Annotated in this window: 20 protein-coding genes; 5 read left to right on the forward strand and 15 right to left on the reverse strand. The window is 42.3% G+C overall.

Translation table 11 applies throughout. The annotated features are described in order from the left end of the window. Positions 1-9: 9 nt before the first annotated feature. Complete coding sequence (locus PQO05_RS22220) at positions 10-525, forward strand: DinB family protein (protein ID WP_273629647.1); 516 nt, start codon at positions 10-12, stop codon at positions 523-525. A gap of 711 nt (positions 526-1,236) precedes the next feature. Here PQO05_RS22220 and PQO05_RS22225 read toward each other — a convergent pair. Both PQO05_RS22225 and PQO05_RS22230 read right to left on the reverse strand, forming a co-directional pair. Continuing rightward, positions 1,237-1,914: a DUF4136 domain-containing protein gene (locus tag PQO05_RS22225; RefSeq protein ID WP_273629648.1), complete on the reverse strand. Its 678-nt coding sequence runs from the start codon at positions 1,912-1,914 to the stop codon at positions 1,237-1,239. Positions 1,915-1,992: 78 nt separating this feature from the next. Next, positions 1,993-3,642, reverse strand: a complete 1,650-nt coding sequence (locus PQO05_RS22230; RefSeq protein WP_273629649.1) for an NAD+ synthase — start codon at positions 3,640-3,642, stop codon at positions 1,993-1,995. Positions 3,643-3,712: 70 nt separating this feature from the next. Here PQO05_RS22230 and gldB point away from each other — a divergent pair, with 70 nt between their 5' ends. Beyond that, positions 3,713-4,753: a gliding motility lipoprotein GldB gene (gene gldB, locus PQO05_RS22235; protein ID WP_475582066.1), complete on the forward strand. Its 1,041-nt coding sequence runs from the start codon at positions 3,713-3,715 to the stop codon at positions 4,751-4,753. A gap of 234 nt (positions 4,754-4,987) precedes the next feature. Here the strand turns inward: gldB and PQO05_RS22240 are convergent, their stop codons facing one another. The 10 genes from PQO05_RS22240 to PQO05_RS22285 all read right to left on the reverse strand — a co-directional run bounded on the left by PQO05_RS22240 (position 4,988) and on the right by PQO05_RS22285 (position 12,286). After that, complete coding sequence (locus PQO05_RS22240; protein WP_273629651.1) at positions 4,988-5,233, reverse strand: hypothetical protein; 246 nt, start codon at positions 5,231-5,233, stop codon at positions 4,988-4,990. Positions 5,234-5,242: 9 nt separating this feature from the next. Beyond that, entirely contained in the window at positions 5,243-6,118 is an 876-nt protein-coding gene (locus tag PQO05_RS22245; protein WP_273629652.1) for a DUF4349 domain-containing protein, read from the reverse strand. A 73-nt stretch (positions 6,119-6,191) separates the two neighbouring features. Further along, on the reverse strand, positions 6,192-6,380 hold the full coding sequence (locus PQO05_RS22250; protein ID WP_273629653.1) for a hypothetical protein: 189 nt from the start codon (positions 6,378-6,380) through the stop codon (positions 6,192-6,194). Between the two features lie 101 nt (positions 6,381-6,481). Beyond that, positions 6,482-7,369 carry an ATP synthase F1 subunit gamma gene (gene atpG / locus PQO05_RS22255; protein WP_273629654.1) on the reverse strand — a complete coding sequence of 296 codons (888 nt, stop codon included), beginning with the start codon at positions 7,367-7,369 and terminating at the stop codon, positions 6,482-6,484. A gap of 81 nt (positions 7,370-7,450) precedes the next feature. Continuing rightward, complete coding sequence (atpA, locus tag PQO05_RS22260) at positions 7,451-9,025, reverse strand: F0F1 ATP synthase subunit alpha (protein ID WP_273629655.1); 1,575 nt, start codon at positions 9,023-9,025, stop codon at positions 7,451-7,453. 38 nt (positions 9,026-9,063) lie between these two features. Then, positions 9,064-9,612, reverse strand: coding sequence for an ATP synthase F1 subunit delta (gene atpH, locus PQO05_RS22265; protein ID WP_273629656.1), 549 nt, complete (start codon positions 9,610-9,612; stop codon positions 9,064-9,066). 132 nt (positions 9,613-9,744) lie between these two features. Then, positions 9,745-10,254: a F0F1 ATP synthase subunit B gene (locus tag PQO05_RS22270; protein WP_273629657.1), complete on the reverse strand. Its 510-nt coding sequence runs from the start codon at positions 10,252-10,254 to the stop codon at positions 9,745-9,747. Positions 10,255-10,334: 80 nt separating this feature from the next. Then, positions 10,335-10,541, reverse strand: a complete 207-nt coding sequence (gene atpE, locus PQO05_RS22275) for an ATP synthase F0 subunit C (protein ID WP_074490499.1) — start codon at positions 10,539-10,541, stop codon at positions 10,335-10,337. 46 nt (positions 10,542-10,587) lie between these two features. Next, complete coding sequence (atpB, locus tag PQO05_RS22280) at positions 10,588-11,646, reverse strand: F0F1 ATP synthase subunit A (RefSeq protein WP_337941875.1); 1,059 nt, start codon at positions 11,644-11,646, stop codon at positions 10,588-10,590. Between the two features lie 409 nt (positions 11,647-12,055). Continuing rightward, the gene (locus PQO05_RS22285; protein ID WP_273629659.1) at positions 12,056-12,286 is read right to left on the reverse strand and encodes an AtpZ/AtpI family protein; all 231 of its coding nucleotides are present in this window, start codon (positions 12,284-12,286) and stop codon (positions 12,056-12,058) included. 72 nt (positions 12,287-12,358) lie between these two features. Here PQO05_RS22285 and porW point away from each other — a divergent pair, with 72 nt between their 5' ends. The 3 genes from porW to uvrC all read left to right on the forward strand — a co-directional run bounded on the left by porW (position 12,359) and on the right by uvrC (position 19,368). After that, positions 12,359-15,109, forward strand: a complete 2,751-nt coding sequence (porW, locus tag PQO05_RS22290) for a type IX secretion system periplasmic lipoprotein PorW/SprE (RefSeq protein ID WP_273629660.1) — start codon at positions 12,359-12,361, stop codon at positions 15,107-15,109. Positions 15,110-15,114: 5 nt separating this feature from the next. Beyond that, entirely contained in the window at positions 15,115-17,370 is a 2,256-nt protein-coding gene (locus tag PQO05_RS22295; RefSeq protein ID WP_273629661.1) for a penicillin-binding protein 1A, read from the forward strand. A gap of 189 nt (positions 17,371-17,559) precedes the next feature. Further along, on the forward strand, positions 17,560-19,368 hold the full coding sequence (gene uvrC, locus PQO05_RS22300; protein ID WP_273629662.1) for an excinuclease ABC subunit UvrC: 1,809 nt from the start codon (positions 17,560-17,562) through the stop codon (positions 19,366-19,368). A gap of 40 nt (positions 19,369-19,408) precedes the next feature. Here the strand turns inward: uvrC and porN are convergent, their stop codons facing one another. The 3 genes from porN to porL are packed head-to-tail and all read right to left on the reverse strand — an operon-like array spanning position 19,409 to position 22,775. After that, complete coding sequence (porN, locus tag PQO05_RS22305; RefSeq protein ID WP_273629663.1) at positions 19,409-20,392, reverse strand: type IX secretion system ring subunit PorN/GldN; 984 nt, start codon at positions 20,390-20,392, stop codon at positions 19,409-19,411. A 6-nt stretch (positions 20,393-20,398) separates the two neighbouring features. Continuing rightward, positions 20,399-21,934 carry a type IX secretion system motor protein PorM/GldM gene (gene porM, locus PQO05_RS22310; RefSeq protein ID WP_273629664.1) on the reverse strand — a complete coding sequence of 512 codons (1,536 nt, stop codon included), beginning with the start codon at positions 21,932-21,934 and terminating at the stop codon, positions 20,399-20,401. Positions 21,935-21,977: 43 nt separating this feature from the next. Further along, positions 21,978-22,775 carry a type IX secretion system motor protein PorL/GldL gene (gene porL / locus PQO05_RS22315; RefSeq protein ID WP_273629665.1) on the reverse strand — a complete coding sequence of 266 codons (798 nt, stop codon included), beginning with the start codon at positions 22,773-22,775 and terminating at the stop codon, positions 21,978-21,980. Positions 22,776-22,809 lie beyond the last annotated feature (34 nt).

Genomic DNA, 22,809 nt, shown 5'->3' on the forward strand with positions numbered 1-22,809 from the left:
GAAAACGCTATGATTAAAATCGGCAGACCCAATTTAAATGATGCGCCATCGTGGTATAAATATTTCTTTGATTTAGCTCAGGGTGACGACCTGATCGAGGCTTTAGAAAAGAACAAGCAAGATACACTCGATCTGATCGCTTCTATCCCTTTTAATTTAGAAGATCACAGCTACGCCGAAGGTAAGTGGAATATCAAACAGGTATTCATTCATCTCTGCGATGAGGAACGTTATTACGCCTACAAGGCCTTTTGCTTGTCGCGCCAAACTAATGTACTACTCGAAATACCGATGAGTGAAAATTACACCAAAAATTTTAACGTAAGCGGCCGGAGTTTGAAAGATATAGCATGGGAGTTTATCACCGTTCGGAATGCGACCATCAGTCTGCTAAGTACCATGAATTTAGAGATGCTTGATTTTAAATTTCCTGATGAAAATCCTTATACTGCAAGGAGCTTGGGTTGGTTTGCAGTAGGGCATAATGAGCATCATTCCAGGTTGGTGAGGGAAAGGTATTTGTAAGAGGCTTTGTCATGCTGACCTCCGTAGAAGCACCTAATTACAGAAACAGTGCTTTAATTAATGCAGCAACACTAATTATTTGTTTGTGCTTAGCTATTGCCAGTCCCGCTCAATCGCCGCGGGTTGGCTGTTACTTTTTCTTGATAAAAAGTAACCAAAAATCAAGAAAGAAAAAAGCTTCCACTCACAGGGCCGACGCATGGCCCGCTTTTCTTTCAGGCCACCGCTTCTTTTGATTGTCCTAAATGTTCTCCTTTTCTGATTTTTTATCTTGTTTCTTGGTTCTAAACTTTTACTTCTCTTCGTCGGCAAACAGCTTCGGCCAAGAGCGGGCAGAACAATGGTGGCCTTGTGTGTTGGAAAGAGGCATTGGAGATTTTGCAGAAGGGAGGGGATTGTGCGAACAAAGTTGGGCAAAAGATCCCGGCCTGTGTTGTTCTGAACACTGTGCGGCTGGCTTGTGCATAAAGAAGCCTTTTGCCAACAGGCGCTTTGGTTACTTTGGCGCCCCAAAGTAACAGCCCTTCCCGCGGCGATTGAGCGGGACTGAAGTTGATAGTAGCACAGCACTCTCATAATAGTTTCTGCGTGAACCAAGTTACCGCTAATAGGTCTGAGATTGCTTCGTACCTCGCAATGACGATCTTTTTTACAAACAAGCCCGCTCTGAAACAGAACGGGCTTTGATATAATGAACCGTAAGCAAATTGCTTACATAGTAACCGGTAATTGTTTAAATATACCGTCAACCACTTTTGGTAATTCGTCGATAGTTTTTTGAGGGTTGTGGTGCAACTCGCCTACGCCGAAGCCGCGCCATACAATTTGTTTGGTTTTACGGTCGATCAGGTCGATGATGATGGTACCTTCTTTGTAGTTTTCAGGCACAGCGTAAGTTGGTCCCCAACCGCCGTAGCCCCAGCCACCGCCCCAGCCGTAACCACCCCAGCCCCAACCGTAGCCAACGCCCCAGCCGCCGTAACCCCATCTGCCGCCCCAGTATGGACGATAGAAGCCACCACCCCAATAAAATGGATAAGCGGTATAATAATCGATACGGGTACCGCGACCTACTGATGATGTATAGTGTACTAACAGGTCGGGATTTTCATCCTGCATGCGTAAGCCTTTGCTTTGCAGGGCTAATATAGTAGACTGCTTTATGCTTTGCGAAGCGCTTTGGTTATTGTAATAAGCATTACCTGCGTACGTTTTACCTCTAACCGGCGGCTTTGGGTTGCTTTGGTCGGGGTCTTGTACCCAGGCAAATGATTTGTATTTCGAGGTACTCAACTGAGTAGTACCTGCCTTGTAATAATTATACGATGAACATGCTGAAATTAGCACCACGCTGAGCAGCATCAGCGTTGCATTGACTACCCTTTTCATAAGTTTATTTGAATGTACTTTGTTAGACTAATACGTTTACAAAGGTTTAACCGCAACATGAATATTTTGTGAGTTTTTTTAAGAAAGATATTTACCCACCAAAGGCATCCTTCGGCCCATACCAAACGCTTTGGGAGATACCCTTAGTATGGGTGGTGTCTGATATCTTTTATGTTCCGAAATATTCACCAAACGGATCACCCTTTTCACCAGCGCTTCTTCGTAGCCCATCTTAATAATTTCCGTTGATGAGCAGCGGTGCTCCACATATTCTTTCAGTATTTTATCAAGAATGTCATAATCGGGCAATGAATCGCTGTCTTTCTGATCTGGTCTTAATTCTGCCGATGGTGGTTTAACAATTGTATTCTCAGGGATGATCTCGCGCTCGCGGTTAATATATCGCGCCAGCTGAAACACCTGCGATTTATAAACATCGCCCAATACCGAAATACCTCCGCACATATCACCATATAAAGTGCCGTAACCTACGGCAGCTTCGCTTTTGTTAGAGGTGTTTAGTAAGATATAGCCAAACTTGTTGCTCATCGCCATCAGCAACACGGCACGGCTACGCGCCTGGATATTTTCTTCGGCAATATTAAAGGGCAGGTTTTGGAACTGTGGCGATAAAGCTGTTTCAAAAGCCTCGGTAATACTTTTTATAGCGATCAATTCTGACTTGCAGCCAAGGTTATCAACCAGATCCTGCGCATCTTTAATAGAGTGGTCGGTTGAGAAGCGCGATGGCAGCATTACGGCCATTACATTTTCGGGGCCTAAAGCTTCAGCAGCCAGGGCACAAACTACCGCTGAATCTATCCCTCCAGATAAACCCAGTATCGCACGGCTGAATCCCGATTTGGTAAAGTAATCTTTTATACCCAGTTTAACCGCCAGATAAATCTGTTCGATATTGCTCTGGCGTTCGATCATTGTGGTTACCGGTTGCTCGGGTGTGATGCTCGAATCATCGTTTAGGGTATAGTAAGCAATCTTTTCTTCAAAGTATGGTAGTTCATCTACTGTATTACCAGCATTATCAAATACCAATGATCCACCATCGAAAATCAATTCAGTATGTGCACCTACGTGGTTTACGTAAAACAGCGGCAGGTTATAGCGGGTAGTGTTATCTTTTAAAATGCCGATACGCTCCTCATCATGTGTATAAGCAAAAGGCGAAGCGGCAATATTAATCATTACATCAGGCTTTTCCTCAATCAGCTTATCCATCGGGCGGGTTATGTACAGCGGGTTTTCTATCGTGTTCCACAAATCCTCGCAAATAGTTAAGGCAATGCGGTGGCCTTTAAAATCGATACATTTAAACTCGGTTTCCGGCTCAAAGTAGCGGTACTCATCAAACACATCGTAATTAGGTAACAGGGCTTTGTTTACAACAGCCTGTACCTTGCCATCGGCAATAAAATAGGCTGAGTTATTGAGTTCTTTACCTTGTGGTTTATTATTAAATGTAGGTATGCCGATAATACAAGCAATCTCGGTACAGGCAGCAGCCACTTTTTGTGCAGCTTCTTCGCACAAGCCGATAAATTCTTTAAACTCCAGGAAATCGCGCGATGGATAGCCGCAAATGCATAGTTCGCTAAAAACAACCAAATCGGTACCTTTGGCTTTCGCCTGGTTTATGGCATCGATTATTTTAGCGGTATTAGCTTCAAAATTTCCAATATGATAGTTAAGCTGGGCAAGTGCGATCTTCATGTTTGTAGATTGAGTGACGTTGCGCTATAATTGCAACTCAAAAGCATTAATTTTGTACAAAGGCTAAAATATGATTTCTACCCCTGGCAAAGCAATACAAATTTACTTAATTTTTATAACGTTAATATTGTTCAGTGCGTGCAATGGACGCAAAAAAGTTGATGTAAGCAATATTCCGGTTGATGTTACGGTACAACGTTTCGACCATGACCTCGACAAAATGCGGAACCCTCCCGTAGAACCACAAATTGCTGCCCTGCAAAAAAAATATGGCCCCTTTTACCAGGATTTTATGGAACGCGTTTTACAGGCCGGTAGTATAAGGGACACGGCCTATCTGGGTACGCTTAAAAAGATCTTCGCCAGTAAAGATTATAACATCCTGAAGCATGATGTTGATTCTGTTTTCCCCAACCTCGATAAACAGAACGCCGAACTGACTGATGCTTTCCGTCGCATTAAATATTACTTCCCGGCTAAACAACTGCCTAAAGTATATGGCTACATTTCGGGCTTCCAGGCGCAAACTTCTATTGGTAATGGTTACTTCGGTATCGGGCTCGATCTTTTCCTCGGTGCTAACTCCAAATTCTACCCGGCATTGATCGATAACTTCCCGCATTATATTGCCCGTTACTTCACGCCAGAAAATATTACACCGCGTGTGGTAGAAGGGATGCTACGTGAAGATATGTTCCCCGAGCAGGAAGCCGACAAATCATTTCTGCAAAAAATGGTTTATAATGGCAAAATCATGTACTTGATGGATCAGCTATTGCCCGATGTTGGCGATACTACCAAAATCCGCTACACTACAGCTCAATTAAAATGGTGTACCGATTTCCAGCCGCAGATCTGGGGTTACTTTCTGGAAGAAAACCTGCTTTACGACAGCGACCAGTTAAAAACCCAGCAATACTTTAACGATGCACCCTTCACTCCCGGCTTAGGCGAAAAAAATGAATCGGCCCCTAAATTAGGCGTTTGGACCGGCTGGCAAATTGTTCGCCTGTACATGGAGAAACACCCGGAGGTTACCATCCCGCAGTTAATGGCCAACCAGGATGCGCAGAAGATCTTGAATGATTCGAAGTATAGACCGAAGAATTAGAATCAAGAATCGAGAGACAAGAATCAAGACACCATTCCAATTTGTCATTGCGAGCGATAGCGTGGCAATCTCGTAGCTATACAGATCGTATAATGCATGCAACGAGATTGCCACGTCGTACCTCCTCGCAATGACAATTTTCTTTGCCCTCCCACTCGGGGAGGGTTGGAAGGGGTAACAAAAAAACCCCGATGTGAAACACCGGGGCCTTTGTATGTTGTGAAAATGTTCTGCTTATTTTAAGATAGCAAACACGCCTTTTAATGCTACGATAATACCCAGCACTAAAACCACGTTTGAAATCCATGACCAGTAAGGTGCTTCACCGGCAAAACGCAGAAATATACCTGCAAAGCCGATAACTATAGAAGCTGTTAAAACCATATAATGACGTTCGTCGTTTGCGTTTTGCATTGAATTCATGATACCTTGTATTTTTAATTGCACAAAAATAGAAATGTTTACTAAAAGCAGAAGCATTTTTTGCTTTTAAATATTATTTAGAATCGGTTTTGAATGTTTGCGTTTGTAATAGCGATAACCCAACCAGCATAAAGCCGCAATTACTACAAGTGACCACAGATTTGCTACGCCCAATGCCAGTTCGGCAAATACTTCAAATCCATTTTGTAACGCAGTCTCAAACCTACTTGAATAAGAACTCTGGTAAGCCGAAGGATCATCATCAGCAATAACTTCTTTATTGATTTTAGTATTCTGGAAACAATGCAACTCAATCACACTGTATTTAACTGCATCATCGGTACGCAGGTTATTTACTTTCTGATCAACCATATCATCCTTCATGTTCAATAATATGCCGCTGTCTTTGATCTTAACCTCACCCGTTTTTTGCTGGGTTACAATCTCAGCGCGGTTTTTAGCTTTGAGCTTTTCTGTAATGTAATCGAAAGTTTTATCTGTGATATCCATTTTGCGTTCGGTTACGTAAACACCCAGATGGCTTACTTCATTCATAAAATCCTCCACTTTAGCAGGCGGTATCTTTACCGTAATATCGGCAACAGCTGTTATAGACGATACCCGCAAAATAGAATCATTACTTAAATGGAAATCCTTGGTTTGCTCAACGGTGGATGTTACGTTGTGATGCATCACCATACCGTTATATTTATTTGTTAAATCGCTAATGGCTTCGCTGGTGCGCTCTGCGTCTTTTACTTTGAAATTGATTGATCCCGTTTTTACGAGTTTAGCTTCAAAGGATGAGTCTTTTGCAATACCAACCGATGCCGAGTCGGCTGTACTAACTTTAAGATTTTCTCTGTATGATGATTTGCCTTTACAGGCGGCGAAGAGTGCTATGCCGGTTACCAGCATAGTGTTTAAGGTTTGTCTTATCATGATCGTAGGTTTTATATTTAATACCTGCTATCAGAAATAAGTAACCTGCTGCTATGATTTCGTTACAAATGTATTAGCTCACAAAATATTGTGTAACGGCATGTGTCTTACCCTTAGCCGCTAAAGAAGCCTCTGTATAGTTAGGAAATTCGTTTCCGCTTTTAATAATATCAGCGCCTATAACTTCTACAGTTGGAAGTACCCATTGCTTCTTATTAATATTATCTGCGTTTTGATTTGTTGTTTGTGATGGCTTATTCATTTAACAAACATTTGCTAATAAATTATGCATTGTCCGTTAAAAACAAAAGCGCCGTTCAGGGAAACCCGGAACGGCGCTTTTAATATCTATGTCGAATATAATTATCCGTTTGATAATGCTGCTGCACCACTCACAATCTCGGTAAGCTCGGTGGTAATAGCTGCCTGGCGTGCCTGGTTGTATGATAGTTTTAAGCTACGTAACAGGTCACCGGCGTTGTCGGTAGCCTTATCCATCGCTGTCATACGTGCACCATGCTCAGATGCGTTAGAATCTAACACCGCACGGTACAACTGGATCTTAATATTCTTAGGGATCAATTGTTCAACAATTTCTTCCTGCGAAGGCTCCAGGATATAATCAACCTGTGCAGCTGCTTTAGTCTCAGCCTTAGTTTCAGTTTTAGGAACCGGCAATAATTGCTCGGCCATTAAAATCTGCACTGCAGCATTTCTAAAGTGGTTGTAAACCAGTTCAACACGGTCGTAATCGCCATTCACAAAACCCTGCATAATGGCTTCAGTTATTTTAGAAGCTTCAACAAAGTTAAGGTTATTGTACAACTCGTTGTTATTACCAATTACGTTATAACCACGGCGCTGATAAAACTCCTGTGCTTTTTTACCAATTGCTACGATTGATACTTTACCGGCTTTCATTTGCTCGGGGTATTTCTCTGCAATGAGGTTATTAGCGGTTTTAATCGCGTTAGCGTTAAAGGCACCGGCCAAACCACGGTTAGAGGTAACAACAACTACCAGTACACGTACCGGCTCGCGCTCTTGCAGGTATGGTGATGAACCATCCTCCAAGCTTGCCGAAAGGTTAGACAGCATTTCCTGCAGCTTGGTAGCATACGGGCGCAGCTGCACTATGGCATTGGTTGCACGCTTTAACTTAGCAGCCGAAACCATTTTCATGGCCTTGGTGATCTGCTGCGTTGAGTTTACAGATGCAATACGATTTCTTACTTCCTTTAAATTAGCCATCTATTTTTTAGTTTCCAGTAGCGAATTATGAGTTTCGAGTTATATCTTACTCGTAACTCGCAACTTTAAACACACAACTTATTAATATTTCCCTGTCAGCTCTTTAGCTACAGTTTCCAGTACGCCGGTGATCTGGTCATCAAACTTACCTGCTTTAAGGGCAGCTAAAGTTTCAGGATGGCGCAGTTCTAACTGGCTGGTAAACTCAACTTCAAACTCTCTAACCTTGTTTACAGGTACGCTACGCATCAGGTTTTTAGTACCTAAGTAGATAATAGCAACTTGCTTTTCAACAGATACCGGTGAGTATTGAGCTTGCTTTAACATTTCAACGTTACGTGCACCTTTATCAAGTACCAGTTTGGTTGAAGCATCAAGGTCAGAACCGAATTTAGAGAAAGCCTCTAACTCGCGGTATTGAGCCTGATCCAGTTTTAAAGTACCGGCAACTTTTTTCATTGATTTGATCTGCGCGTTACCACCCACACGTGATACCGAAATACCTACGTTGATAGCCGGACGAACACCTGCGTTAAACAAGTTAGACTCCAGGAAGATCTGACCATCGGTAATCGAAATTACGTTGGTTGGGATATATGCTGATACGTCACCCGCTTGAGTTTCGATGATCGGCAATGCGGTTAATGAACCACCACCTTTAACTAAGTGACGGATTGACTCCGGCAAATCGTTCATCGCGGCAGCGATATCATCGTTAGCGTTAATTTTTGCAGCACGCTCTAACAAACGGCTGTGCAGGTAAAACACGTCACCCGGGTAAGCCTCACGGCCCGGTGGGCGGCGTAATAATAATGATACCTCACGGTAAGCAACTGCCTGTTTAGAAAGATCATCATAAACGATCAATGCAGGGCGGCCTGTATCGCGGAAGTACTCACCTACTGCAGCACCTGCAAACGGAGCAAAGAACTGCATTGCTGCAGGATCTGACGCGTTTGAAGCAACTACGATTGAGTATGCCATTGCACCTTTTTCTTCCAGAGTACGAACGATGTTCGCAACAGTTGAAGCTTTTTGGCCGCAGGCAACATATATACAAATTACCGGCTGGCCGGCTTCATAAAATTCTTTTTGGTTGATGATGGTATCGATACAAACCGCAGTTTTACCAATCTGGCGGTCACCGATTACCAACTCACGCTGACCACGACCGATAGGGATCATGGCATCGATAGCTTTGATACCTGTTTGCAGAGGCTCAGTTACCGGCTGACGATAGATTACACCTGGTGCTTTACGCTCCAATGGCATCTCGTAAGTTTCGCCTTTAATTGGTCCTTTACCGTCGATAGGCTCACCCAGGGTGTTAACCACACGGCCCAACATACCTTCACCTACACGTAGTGAAGCGATTTTTTTGGTACGTTTAATGGTATCGCCTTCTTTTACACCGTCAGACTGACCTAACAATACCACACCCACGTTATCCTCTTCAAGGTTAAGTACGATGCCTTGCAGGCCATTATCAAATTCAACCAGCTCGCCTGATTGTACTTGCGTTAATCCATAAACGCGTGCAATACCGTCACCCACCTGGAGTACAGTACCCACTTCTTCTAATTCAGTTTCTGACTTGAAGCCTGACAATTGCTGGCGCAATATGGCTGATACTTCGTCTGGTCTAACCTCTGCCATTTTAATTTATCTGTTTTAGCGTTTGCTTTTCTATTTAATTATTGAACTACCGGTTGGCCGAAATCACTTCTCAATTTCGTTAAGCTGTTTGCTACACTTGTATCAATTTGCTTATCGCCAACGGTTAATATAAACCCGCCAATTAATGAAGCATCAACCTTCTCGGTCAATACAACTTCACCTGCGCTTATTTTATTCACTTCATCAATAACCTGTTTACGGTTATCTGCCGATAGTGGGGCTGCTGATACCACCGTAGCCCTTACGATATGTTTAAATACATCATACTGGTTTACAAACTCCTGTGCGGTTGGGTATAAAAGTTCTGCACGGCCTTTGCTTACTACCAGTTTAAAAAATGCAATGGTAATATTGTTAACCTTATCGCCAAAAATACCTACCAATACACCAGCCTTTTTATCCTGTTGGATAATTGGGTTGCGCAATACGGCTTCCAGCTGTGAGTTAGCTTTTATGGTTTGTACAAACAAAGCCATATCTGCTCTCACTGCTTCCAGCGAGTTTTGCTCTTTGGCTAAGTCTATCAGTGATTTGGCGTACCTGGTTGCAACTGTTGTTTCAGACATGTCTTTTTTATTTCGGATTTCGGATTTTCGATTTCGGATTGATTTAAGTCGATCTGAAATTTTATTACCTATGTCCTATGGATTCCTTTCTTTCGATTTCAAATCCGAAATCGAACATCCGAAATCCGATATCTAATTAACTTTAACTTCTTTTAACAGGTCGGCAACAAGTTGGTCCTGCTCTCTTTGATTTTCAAATTGCTTGCGCAATAATTTCTCAGCAATATCTATAGAAAGGTTTGCCACCTGGTTTTTAACATCAGCCAAAGCAATTGCTTTCTGGTTGTTAATTTCGATGCTTGCTTTCTCAATCATGCGGGCGCCTTCTGTTTGTGCAGCTTCTTTGGCATCAGCAATGATCTGGTCTTTCATGTGGCGTGCTTCCTTCAAAATAAGGTCGCGCTCGGCACGGGCTTCTTTTAACAGGCTTTGGTTTTCGCTTGTTAAACGGGCCATTTCTTCTTTAGCAGCTTCAGCTTTTAAAAGCGCTTCTTCGATAGAACGCTCTCTGTCGTTGATTGCGCCCATGATAGGTTTCCAGGCAAATTTACCCAGCAAGATTAACAATACCACAAAAGCAACTGTAGACCAAACTACAAAGCCTAAGTGATCATTTAATAAACCGTCAAATAATTCTTCCATTATGTATTTAAAATCTTTGTCAACTTTTAATAAGTAAAGCCCGTCGCCAATCGCTACAGGCTTTACTCTTTAATCGGCAATTACTTGCCTAATAATGCTACTACCACACCGAATAAAGCAACACCTTCTACAAGGGCTGCAGCGATGATCATGGCAGTTTGGATTTTTGATGAAGCCTCAGGCTGGCGAGCAATACCTTCCATTGCTTTACCACCGATTTGACCGATACCGATACCAGCACCGATAACTGCTAAACCTGCACCTAATGCAGCAATACTTCCAGTCATGTTTGTTAAATTTAAAAGTTAAATATAGTGTATAATTATTTACGTATTAATGGTGATGCTCCTCAACAGCGGTGCCGATAAACAGCGCAGTAAGCATCGTGAAAATAAACGCTTGTAAAAACGCAACCAGTAATTCCAACACATCCATAAACAATACGAATGCTACTGATACCGGCGCTATGTACAGTGATTTAAAAATAAAGATCAATGATATTAAGCTTAACACGATAATGTGACCTGCTGATATGTTAGCATACAAACGGATCATTAAAGCGAAAGGCTTAGATATAATACCGATCAATTCAACCGGGATCATGATCGGGTATAACCAAAGTGGTACATCAGGCATAAAGATGTGTTTCCAGTAGTACTTATTAGCGCTAAAGTTAACAATCAATAATACTACAGTTGATAGTACAAATGTTAATAATATGTTACCAGTTACGTTAGCACCACCCGGAAATAGTGGAACTAAGCCTAACATATTATTCATCCATATAAAAAAGAATATGGTTAATAATACCGGCATATATTTTTGGTATTTATAACCGATGTTAGGGCGGGCAATCTCATCACGCACAAACATGATGATAGGCTCGATAAATGATTGCAAACCTTTTGGTGCTTTACCTTCACGTTTTTTGTAGGCAGATGCCACGCTGAAGAAGATGATCAGCAACAGGATACCTGCAAACCATAACGCAAGCACGTTTTTAGTGATCGAGAAGTCGTAGATATGATGCGAAGCCTCTTTATCAACGTTGCCATCGGTATCAACCACACGGATCTTATCATCAACTAATTTATAGTTATGATATTTACCCTGAGCAACACCTTCGCCGTTAAATTTAGAAGCCGAGAACGACTCCATACCTTTTTCAGTAAAAATAATTACCGGCAGCGGAATTGATACTTCGCCACCTACATGCCAGTAGTGCGAATCACCAATATGCTCTAATATGGCAGTCGTAGGGTTAAACGCCTCTTCTTTGGCGTTTTTTACGTTTACCGAATCTTTTTCGCTTTGTATAGCGAAACTTTTACATGCTAACAAACTCAGAAAAACGCTTAAAACAACGTTTAAAGTAATTTTTTTTGAGTTCAAAATGTGGCTAAAATCCATTTACGCGGAGATTTTTACTTTTTATTTTGGATGCGCAAGTTACTTAATAACGTGTATATTTCAAAGGCTGTATTTAAGAAATATAGATAAAAAAAGCTAAGTATAAATCTGGATGCGTTTATGGGCATATATCGCACATATATTAACGCAAAAATCATACACGCTAATAGTTTTATAGTAGTCGCTATCAGGAATAATTGTGCCCCCGGTTTATCGCCTTGTTTCTGCCCAAGCACTACCACGCTGCACACAATGTAGGTGATCATAAAATAAAACAGGTATATCACCCAAAACTTGGGTACTAGTAACGATGCATAATGCGTGTAGCCCGCCCAGAAAGGCACTACGGCCAGCAGCAAAGAAAATACAAGAAAACTAACAGTTAAGCGGATCAATCTTTTAGTGATTTAATTACGAGGTACAAAGATATAAAAACCCCGGCGAGCGCCATTACCGCTGTTACCCATTGTGTGCTGTGCTGGGCATGCCCATCAATCTTATACCCAATAAAGGTCATTACGCCAATAATGGCAACCATCTGAAAAGCAATACCGCTAAACTTTATATAATTGTTAACAGGCTTGCTGCCGCTATCTCCGTCTTTTTGTTCATTTTTGGGCATACGCAAATTTATTAATCCTGTTGGATAGTATTTAGTAAATTAGCGAGGCTTTTTTATAAACATTGTTAAGCTTTGAAGTATTACCGGGCTATTAATATCAAACATCCTGTAACCATATTACTGCTGTGTTGCCTGCTTGCCGGCTGTTCGCTCGAAAAACAGACCGGCTTTAACCGTTACATGCAAAACGTTACTGCGCATTACAACATTATATTTAATGCCAACAACCTGCTGCAACAAAAACAGGATATTTATGCGGCATCTTTCATAGATAATTATAACCAGTTTTTACGGGTATACCAGGATACCATTTTCCACACCCCTACCCCCGATAAAGAACTGGATGCCGTAATTGCCAAAGCCAATACCATCATTAGCGTTAAAGAGCAAAGCCATTACGTGGGCGATGCCTACATGCTTTTGGCCAAAGCCAATTATTTATACGGTAATTATTTTGTGGCCGATGAGTTTGCCAACTACGTTATAAAAAACTATACCGATAAACCCGAATTACAGCAACAGGCACGTAACTGGCGTGTACGTACTTTACTAAACCTGCACCAGCTGCCTTTGGCTAAACTGGTTTCTGATACCAACCTCACCGTAATATTTTACGCCAAAAAGAAATACGATGAAGGCAGCGTTTATGCCGCCCGTTTACAATACGACCTGGATGCAGGCGATTACAAGCATGCAGAAGATATGGCCCAGCGTGCTATTAAAACCATTGACGATAACAAACTTCGCCGCAGGCTTACGTTTATACTGGCGCAGTTACAAGAGCAAAACCATAAACCTACAGAAGCTGCTGCCAGTTACAGTCGTGTAGTATCGAGTAATGCGGTTTTCGAAATGGCTTTTAATGCCGAACTTAACCGCATCAGGATTCAGGATACACAGAATGGCCGCCATGTAAGCCGCATCGATAGGCTGAGGGGTTTATTGAAGAACGATATTAATAAAGATTTCATCGATCAGATCTATTTCCAGATCGGCGAATTGTACCTGGCCGATGGTAAACTGGATGATGCCGTTAAAAACTATCGCCTCTCTATCAAAAACAGTAAAAGGAACCAAAATCAAAAAGCGCTGGATTATTTGCGCCTGGCCGACATCAGCTTTAAAAACAAAGGTGATTATGCCGGGGCCAAGAAATTATATGATAGTACACTGCTTAACCTCGCCCCTACTTATCCGGGTTATCGCGCTATCCAACTTAAAGCTAATAACCTGCAATTACTGGCCGAGCAATTACGCATTATCGGTCACGAAGATACTCTGCAACAATTGGCAGGCCTGCATGAAACTGCCCGCGCCGCCAAACTCGATGTATTAGCCAAACAACACGTAGCTGATGTAAAAGCCGCCGCTTTGCTGTCAACACAATCGGCGTTTACTAATGCCAATTCGCCAACATCGTCGGTGTCTACGGCATCAACACCTAATGCCAGTACATTCTATTTCTATAATGTAAACTCTTTAAGTGCGGGTTTTTCTGATTTTAAGCGCAAGTGGGGTAACCGTAAGCTGGAAGATAACTGGCGCCGGGCCAACCGGGCAAACAGCGATATTACCAATAACAGCCAGAACATCACCAATCAGATTGATCCAAGTGTACTGCCTAAGAAGGATCAAAAATCAACCGATGATCTGATAGCGGCCACCTATAAACAACAGTTGGTACAAAGCCTGCCGCTTACGCCGCAAACCATTGCACAGTCAAACGTGCGGGTTTATAATGCTTATTTTACTATCGCCAATTTTTATCGCGATATATTGGAAGACCCTAAAGAAGCTATCCTTACTTACGAAACCTTATTAAAGCGTTTCCCCGATGGCAGCGAGAAACCGGCTATCTATTATAACCTGTACCGTTTATACAGTGATATAGATCAGACAAAATCTGATTATTACAAAGACTTGTTGTTGAAAACCTACCCCGAAACACCTTTCGCCAAAGTAATCCTCGACCCTGATTATGGCCGGAAGATGAATGATAAGGATGCCGAACTCAATTCGCTATATAATAATATATACGACCTGTACGCGCAGAAGAAATATACAGATGTAATTACCAATGCCGATCAGTTACTACAGCAGTACCCTAATAATAAACTGGCTGCACAGATAGCCTACTTAAGAGCAATGGCAGCCGGTCACAATGAGAAACTGCTGCCATTCCGTGCCGATCTGTATAACATATTGAATCAGTACCCGAATGATCTGCTCATAGCACCGTTAATCAACCAGCACTTAACCTATATCGATGCCAACCAGGAAGAGCTTGCCGCACGCCCTGTTGTGCTGGTGGGTAATGATATTTACGATTCGCCATTTGCACAATCATTAATTGTACCTAAGCTGGCCGTGGTAGAACCGCCAAAGCCTGTCACTAAGCAAGCTGCCGCACCTGCTAAGCAAACAGCAACGCCACAAAATGCAGCACCAACAAATACATTATACTCACTTCGCGATAGCAGCCGTTATTATTTTGTGGTTAATGTGGCTACAGGTACAACTAATTTGTCGTCTTCGCGTTTTGGTATCGGGCAGTTTAACCGGGCCAACTTTGCCCCCGAGGCTGGCATAAAACACCAGTTAAAAGATGCGGGTGACAATAATCAGCTTATCTTTGTGGGCGTTTTCCACAGTTTGGCAGCTGTTAAGGAATACGCCCGTGCCATTATCCCGCTAATGCCCCAGATTATGAAGGTGCCTGCGGATAAATACAGCTTTTTTGTTATCACCCAGGAAAATCTGGATAAATTAGCCGACAAAAAAACGCTGGATAGCTATATCGATTTTTATCAAAAGAACTATTAAAAACAATGATCATAAAACTTACTCCCCAGGAAATTCAACGTTATAACCGGACTTTATGGGGTATTGTAATAGGTGGTTTCAGCTTTGTAGTGCTGTTGCTGCTATGTGTAAACTTTGGTTTGTTTGGCGCGCTGCCTTCATTCCGTGATCTGGAAAACCCGAAAAGCAACCTGGCATCAGAAGTTATTACCGAGGATAAACAGGTACTGGGCAAGTACTTTGTGCAAAACCGCTCTAATGTAACCTTCAGCCAAATATCACCTAATGTTATTAACGCCTTAATTGCTACTGAGGATAACCGTTTCTACAAACATTCGGGTATTGATTTTGGCCGCACATTTACTATTGTGCTTTATAATATGATTGGCCATAAGCAAGGTGGTAGTACCATTACGCAGCAGTTGGCAAAAAACTTATTTAATGGAGCACAGGGTGCGCATAACCCGGTAAAACGAATTATCCAGAAATTACAGGAGTGGATCATCGCTGTACGTATCGAGCGTAACTATACCAAAGAAGAGATCATCACCATGTATCTTAATACGGTTGATTTTGGTTCTTATAACACTTTCGGTATCAGTTCGGCAGCGGCTACTTATTTTCATACTACGCCGGCAAACTTAACGCCAGAGCAGGCCGCCTTGCTGGTGCGTATGGTAAACGCACCTACTTTGTACAACCCTATCCGTCACCCGGATAAGGCGTTGGAAGGTCGTAATTTTGTGCTGTACCGCATGTCGCAGGAGAATTATATTACCGATGGCCAGTACCAGGAATTTAAAGCCCGTCCACTGGGCCTTAACTTCCACCCTACAGATCATACTGAGGGGATGGCTACTTATTTCCGCGCTGTGCTTAAAAAGGATGTGCAAAAGATACTGGAAGAAAAATCGATTGTTAAGCCCGATGGTACCCAGTACGACCTGGATCGCGACGGTTTAAAGATTTACACCACCATTAACTACGACATGCAGCAGTATGCCGAGGAAGCGCAGCATAAATACATGCGCGAACTGCAGGCACAGTTTAATGATCACTGGCATGGGTATAACCTGCGGAAAGCCATCAATAATTATGATCTGTTGATTAAGCAAGGCATGCACCGCTCAGACCGTTACATCGCCTTGAAACAGCAGGGCAAAACCGACGAGGAGATTATGGAAGATTTCAATACCCCGGCAGCCATGAATATTTTTACCTGGCGCGGCGATATTGATACCACGATGAAACCTATCGACTCGATCGTATACAGTAAATTGACGCTGCGCAACGCTATGATGAGCATGGACCCAACAACAGGTAATATTAAGGCTTGGGTTGGCGGTATAGACTTTAAGCATTACAAGTACGACCAGGTAAAAATGGGTACGCGCCAGGTAGGTTCAACCGCTAAACCATTTACTTATGCTGTGGCTATTTCTAATGGTTTTTCGCCATGTATGCAGGTAAATAATGTGCCCGATTCTATAACCATCCCGGGTAGTAAACCCTGGGCACCAAATTCGTCGCCAAGCGAAACAAAACCCGGTATGTTAACGCTCAGAACGGCGTTGGCCTATTCACAAAACTGGATAACGGCCCATGTTATGAAAGAAGTTACCGCACAACCGGTTGCTACGCTGATTAAAAAAATGGGAGTAACCTCGCCGGTTCCAGCTTTGCCTTCTATTTGTATTGGCTCGTTTGATGCTTCTGTATTTGATATGACGGGCGCTTACTCGGCCTTCGTAAACCATGGTTTATGGACAGAGCCCACCTACATAGTACGTATTGAGGATAAAAACGGAAACGTGCTTTACGATAATAAACCACGTGTAGTACAAGCGATGGAAGAGCAGGCAGCATATGTAATGACCTATATGCTAAAAGGTGTTATTGAAGAAGGAACCGGTACGCGCCTGAGATGGAAGTATAACCTTACCAACCCAATAGGTGGTAAAACAGGTACAACAAATGATAACTCAGACGGTTGGTTTATCGGTATTACACCACAACTGGTTACCGGTGTTTGGACTGGCTGCGAAGACCGCGACATCCACTTCCGCAGTACCCGACTGGGTGAGGGCGCTAACACAGCACTCCCTATTTTCGCTTTGTACATGAAACAAGTTTATGCCAATACGGAATTAGGCATTAAAAAGAACGTAGATTTTGCACCACCTAAAAGTGGCGTAACCACCGTGCTCGACTGCGGCCAGTATAATCAGCAGCAACAGAGCCAGCCGGGAACGGATGAGGTGGATAAGAAGTTAGGGTTTTAGCCCCCAGCCTCCGCCTAATGGCGGAGAAGTTTTTGATTAGCATAATGGCCAATCCGCCGTTAATCATAACTGGGCAATATATATTTGTAAATAAAATTTAATGCAATTCCTCTTTACCTAAAAGTGAAGAGGAATTGTACTTTTCCTCCTCCGCCATTAGGCGGAGGTCGGGGGGTTAGGGCGTGATTTATGTTTGATTACCGAGAAGAGCTAAAAAAAATACCACACAAACCCGGTGTGTATCAGTATTGGGACACCGATAATGAGCTGATTTATATCGGCAAGGCTAAAGATCTGCGCAATCGCGTATCATCTTACTTTGTTAAAGATCATAATGTAAATGCTAAAACACGGGTGTTGGTATCCAAGATCCGTAAGATAACTTTTACCATTGTTGATACCGAGGTTGATGCCTGGCTGCTGGAGAACAGCATGATTAAAAAGCATCAGCCCCGCTACAATGTGATGCTGAAGGATGACAAAACCTATCCATGGATCATCATTAAAAACGAACGTTTCCCACGCATTTACTGGACACGTCGTATTGTAAAAGATGGCTCCAAATACCTCGGTCCTTATGCATCGGTAAGTATGATGCATACCATTCTGGGACTGATAAAGGAAACCTATCCCCTGCGTACCTGTAATCTTAACCTCACTAAAGAGAATATTGATGCAGGTAAGTTTAAGGTTTGTTTAGAATATCAATTGGGCAATTGCAAAGGCCCTTGCCAGAACTACCAGACCTTTGAAGATTACGAAAACAGCATCAGCGAGATAACTGATATCCTGAATGGTAAAACAGGTGCGGTAATCCGTAACCTCAAAGCCGATATGGACAATGCCGCCATGAACCTCGATTTTGAGCTGGCGCATAAGCTGAAGTACAAGTTTGATCTGCTGGATAAATATCAGCATAAATCAACCGTAGTTAACTCTTCTATTACCGATGTTGATGTATTTAATATTGCATCAGAAGAGAAATACGCCTTTGTAAACTACTTGAAGGTAATGAATGGTACCATCATTCAAACGCAAACCATAGAGCTTAAAAAGCGGCTGGATGAGAGCGATGAAGAACTGCTTACACTGGCCATATCCGAGTTCCGCACGCGGTATAACAGTACATCTAAGGAGATCATCGTACCGTTTGATATAGACCTTGATGATGATAAAATAAAGTTCACGGTACCTAAACTGGGCGAGAAAAAGAAACTGTTAGACCTATCGGCCAAAAACGTAATTTTCTTTAAAACTGAAAAGATAGACCAGTACGAAAGGCTGAACCCCGACATCAGGACGGAGCGTTTGCTAACCCAAATGATGAAGGACCTGCGCATGAACCAGCTGCCTAAGCATATCGAGTGTTTCGATAACTCTAACTTCCAGGGCAAGTACCCGGTATCGGCCATTGTGGTGTTTAAGGATGCCAAGCCCTCTAAAAAAGACTACCGTTTCTTCAACGTAAAAACCGTTGAAGGCCCCAATGATTTTGCCACCATGGAAGAGGCTGTACACCGCCGTTACCGCCGTATGCTGGATGAAGGTACCGAGCTACCACAACTGGTCATTATCGACGGTGGCAAAGGCCAGTTATCATCAGCATTAAAAAGCTTGCGCTTATTGGGTATCGAAAAGCAGATGACGGTTATAGGCATTGCCAAACGACTCGAGGAACTTTATTATCCCGGAGATCAGTACCCGTTATACCTGGATAAGAAATCAGAAACATTAAAGATCATCCAGCAGCTGCGTGATGAAGCCCACCGCTTTGGTATCACTGCTCACCGTAAAAAACGTGATAAAGGCACCCTGGCCACCGAGCTGGAACTGATTGACGGTATTGGTAAAACCACTGCCGATAAATTACTGAAGTACTTTAAATCGGTAAAAAAGATCAAAGAAGCCTCACTTACAGATTTGCAGGAGGTAGTAAACCTTAAACAAGCCAATAATATTTTCAATTATTTTAATCAAAAAAATACCCCGGTAAGCTAAGCTTCCGGGGTTATTTTTTATGCATTATAAAGCGTATTGCTTAGTAAGACCACAGGTTAAGTTCCCAATCCAATAAAGATTTTTTCACTTTCTCTGATTCGTATAAACGATCAATGCCTTGAGCATAATCCTTAATACGTTCGTCTTTCTCGTTTGATACTTTTACAATATAGCTTGCAAAAAGTCTTTTCATAAATACGTCGTCGTAGCTTAAGCCGGTGGCGTCGTTATTACGGTTTACAACTTCTTTAGTAGCCAGTATCGGGCGTGCTTCAGGGAAGTAAACCCAGAAGATTGGCGTGTAATCAATGTCTGCACCACCTGCAGCTGCACTGATCTTCGGTTTCATTAAAGGCGCGATACCGATAATACGTGGTTCAAAAACGGAACGTTGTTTATCAAATATCCAATCCTCTTTAATACGGAACCTAACAACGCTATCAGGGTTAAACTCACCAGCCTGCATTACAGAACCAATTTTATCACCGGTGTTTTTATCAAACTTATCAACCATAACGCTATCCGCAACACGGCTTTTAGCCTGGCCCGGGGTTAATGGTCTTGCAAAGGTATCGCCGCTTGGGTCTTCTTTGCTCGGTGTTGGGTCGTAAGCGGTAAGCTCGCCATTAGCAATTGCGTCCATCAAAATATCGATCAGGCGCGATTTAGGCGAAGAGATATACCTGTTCATCTTGTCCCTGGTATCAATTTCCCTCCAAACACGTTTTGCAAACATAACGTCCGACTCGCGCAGGTTTGGCAGCGGTGTTACTTTAGCATTGTTCAGGTTATTCTTTTTGTAATAACCATCTAACGGGCGATCGAAAGGCTTAACTGCTGCCTTTTTAGAGGTGTCAACTACAGGCTGTGTTGCCATTGTTGTACTTGGTTGTACAGACGCAGGCGCCATAGTTTTGGTTGTAGCTGGTTTTTTTTTAGCAGTAGTTTTCTTTTTGGTGGTACGCTTTTGCGCCATAACACCTACTGATAAAAGGCACAATACAACAACTATAATCTTCTTCATATCCTTTTAATTTGCTAATAATGATATATCCTCAAGTCCGCGTTGCGTACCATCGGGGCCAACTGCAACTATGTTGGCAAATATAACACGTGTACCCGGAGTAACTGTAGCCATTGCCGATTTCATTGCACCGCTAAGGTCTGCACCCTGGCTGGTGATCTGGATCGCATCCTGGCGAGGTTTAATAATCCAAAGTGTAAAACGTGTTACTGTAAATTTAGCATCAAATTCAAAGTTTTCCAATTTAGCAAATACTTTGTCTTGTGCTTTAATGTTTCCTGCTGCAACAGAACCACTGCTCTTACCTGCAAATACTGCTTTAGGATCAGGGATACGTTTAACACGGAACTCGCTGGTACCTAACATTTGTGATTTACCAGGGCTTGCTTCGCCAGATACAGTTACTTTTACAGTACCCGGGTTTTTAACGTTAGCAACAAATGCACCATTTGAACCGCTGATAGAACCTTCGGTAATGCTTAGTTTCAGTTTATCTTTAGGTAAACCCGGAGCAGAAACCGATAATGGATTTGGTACACCGATATACAACACGTTCATTTTATCAGGAGATACTACAGCCGATGGCTTAGCAACCTGGTAAGTTTGAGGTGCAGTTTTGTATTCCTTAACAGTACCATCGTTTTGTTTTACTTTAATTGTACCAACCCAGGTATAAGTACCTTCTTTACCGGTACCTACAGTGTAAGTTCCTTGTCCTTCTTTTACAGAAAGCGGTGATCCGTTTACGCTGATGTTAGGGTTAGATTTTGAATCAGAAGCAGTTAAAAATACTTGTGCAGTATAAGGCTGACCGGCAATTACGTAGCTGCTTGGAGCAACTGCAACAGCGCTGAACTTATCTAAGTTAACAACAGCCTGATCAACTTTACCTAAGATCTTTTTAACAATTTCGTTTTCAGCATTTTTAGCATCAACCTGTAATTTAGTCATTGCAGTGATAGATGCACCCATTGGGATACCTTCGCCGAAGGTTGCTTCCTGCCATGTTTTACGGGTTAACTCACCATTTTTAGGAGGGTCTGATACACTTAAACTGATGTTTACACCAGCACGATCTTTAGGATCTAAGAAACTTAACAGTTTCTCGCGGGTTTCATCAACTTTTTGGCGTAATTCTAAACCATGTTTTTGAGTGATCATAAAGTGATCAGAGATATCCATATCTCCGCGGCCTTTATAATCATGGATAGTTTCATCATAACCACCGCCGATATCGATCAGTTGTTTTTTAAGGCCTTCTACATAAGTATTGAAGTCAGAAGCTACTTTACTTACTTCTTTTGCCTTATCATATATAGGTTTAGCCCTTTCAGGTTGTTCCTTTAGTTTTGTTTTCTCAAATGCATCAAACGTATTATTAATACCTGTTTGTACGTTTGTTTGAGATTGCGAAAGACTGTCCGTGATGTTTTTAAAGGCATCCAGTAAGCTATCTGGTATTTGTAAGGCCACTAAGCCTAACAGTACCAGGTACAGGATACCCATCATTCGCTGCCTTGGGGTTTCTTTACCTCCAGCCATTGTTTTCTATTGAGTATGAGTGAGTAGAAAGTTTAAAATAAGATTAGTTAGCACGTGGCTGGTTCATGGCCGATAACATGTTGCCATAAATAGCATTTAATGATGCCAGGTTTTTAGACAAACGACCCACCTCTTCTTTAAACTGTCTGCTATCATCTAATGATTCATTGAAGTTTTGCATGGTTGATGCAAGGCTTCCGTAGAATTTGTTCATGGCTTTTAAGTGTGCGCTTGAATCTTGCAATTCTAATTCGTACACAGCATTTAATGATGATAAATTTTTAGCAAGGTTGCTTACTTGCTCATGGTATGCTTTTGAATCAACATCAGTATTAGCCATTTCGGTTAAGTTAGCTGATGCTTTTGAGAACGCTGCGCTCAGGTTATCGTAGCTTGCGCCTGCTGATTTTACTTTTGATGCAAATTCTGAAGTTGCAGCACCTGCGTCGGCAACGTTTGAAATAGTTTTTACTTTATCGCCAAAAGTTCTTAAACCATCACCAAGGCTGGTAATTAATTCAGGACCGATTTTAGCGTCAGTCAGCATTTTATCTAAAGCTGCAGTGTTGCCGGTTGACAATGGTTGAGCCGCTGCACGTACAACAGGTTGGCCTGTATAATCCGGTGCAATTTCAGGATATGCTTTAGTCCAGTCAACTTCATACTCTTCACGTTGAAATCCAAGCAAGAAGAACAGGAACGCCTCCATAGACAATCCGATTGTGATGAAATAGGTACTTCCAGGTAAGTGCAGAATCTTGAACATTAGTCCGATGATTACTACCGTTGCCCCCCAAGATACGATGTTACCAATTCCGTAAGGTTTTTTTTTACCAGCCATAAGTAATTTGTAGTGAAGATGATTGTTTTGTTTT

Source organism: Mucilaginibacter jinjuensis (assembly GCF_028596025.1).
GTDB lineage: Bacteria > Bacteroidota > Bacteroidia > Sphingobacteriales > Sphingobacteriaceae > Mucilaginibacter > Mucilaginibacter jinjuensis.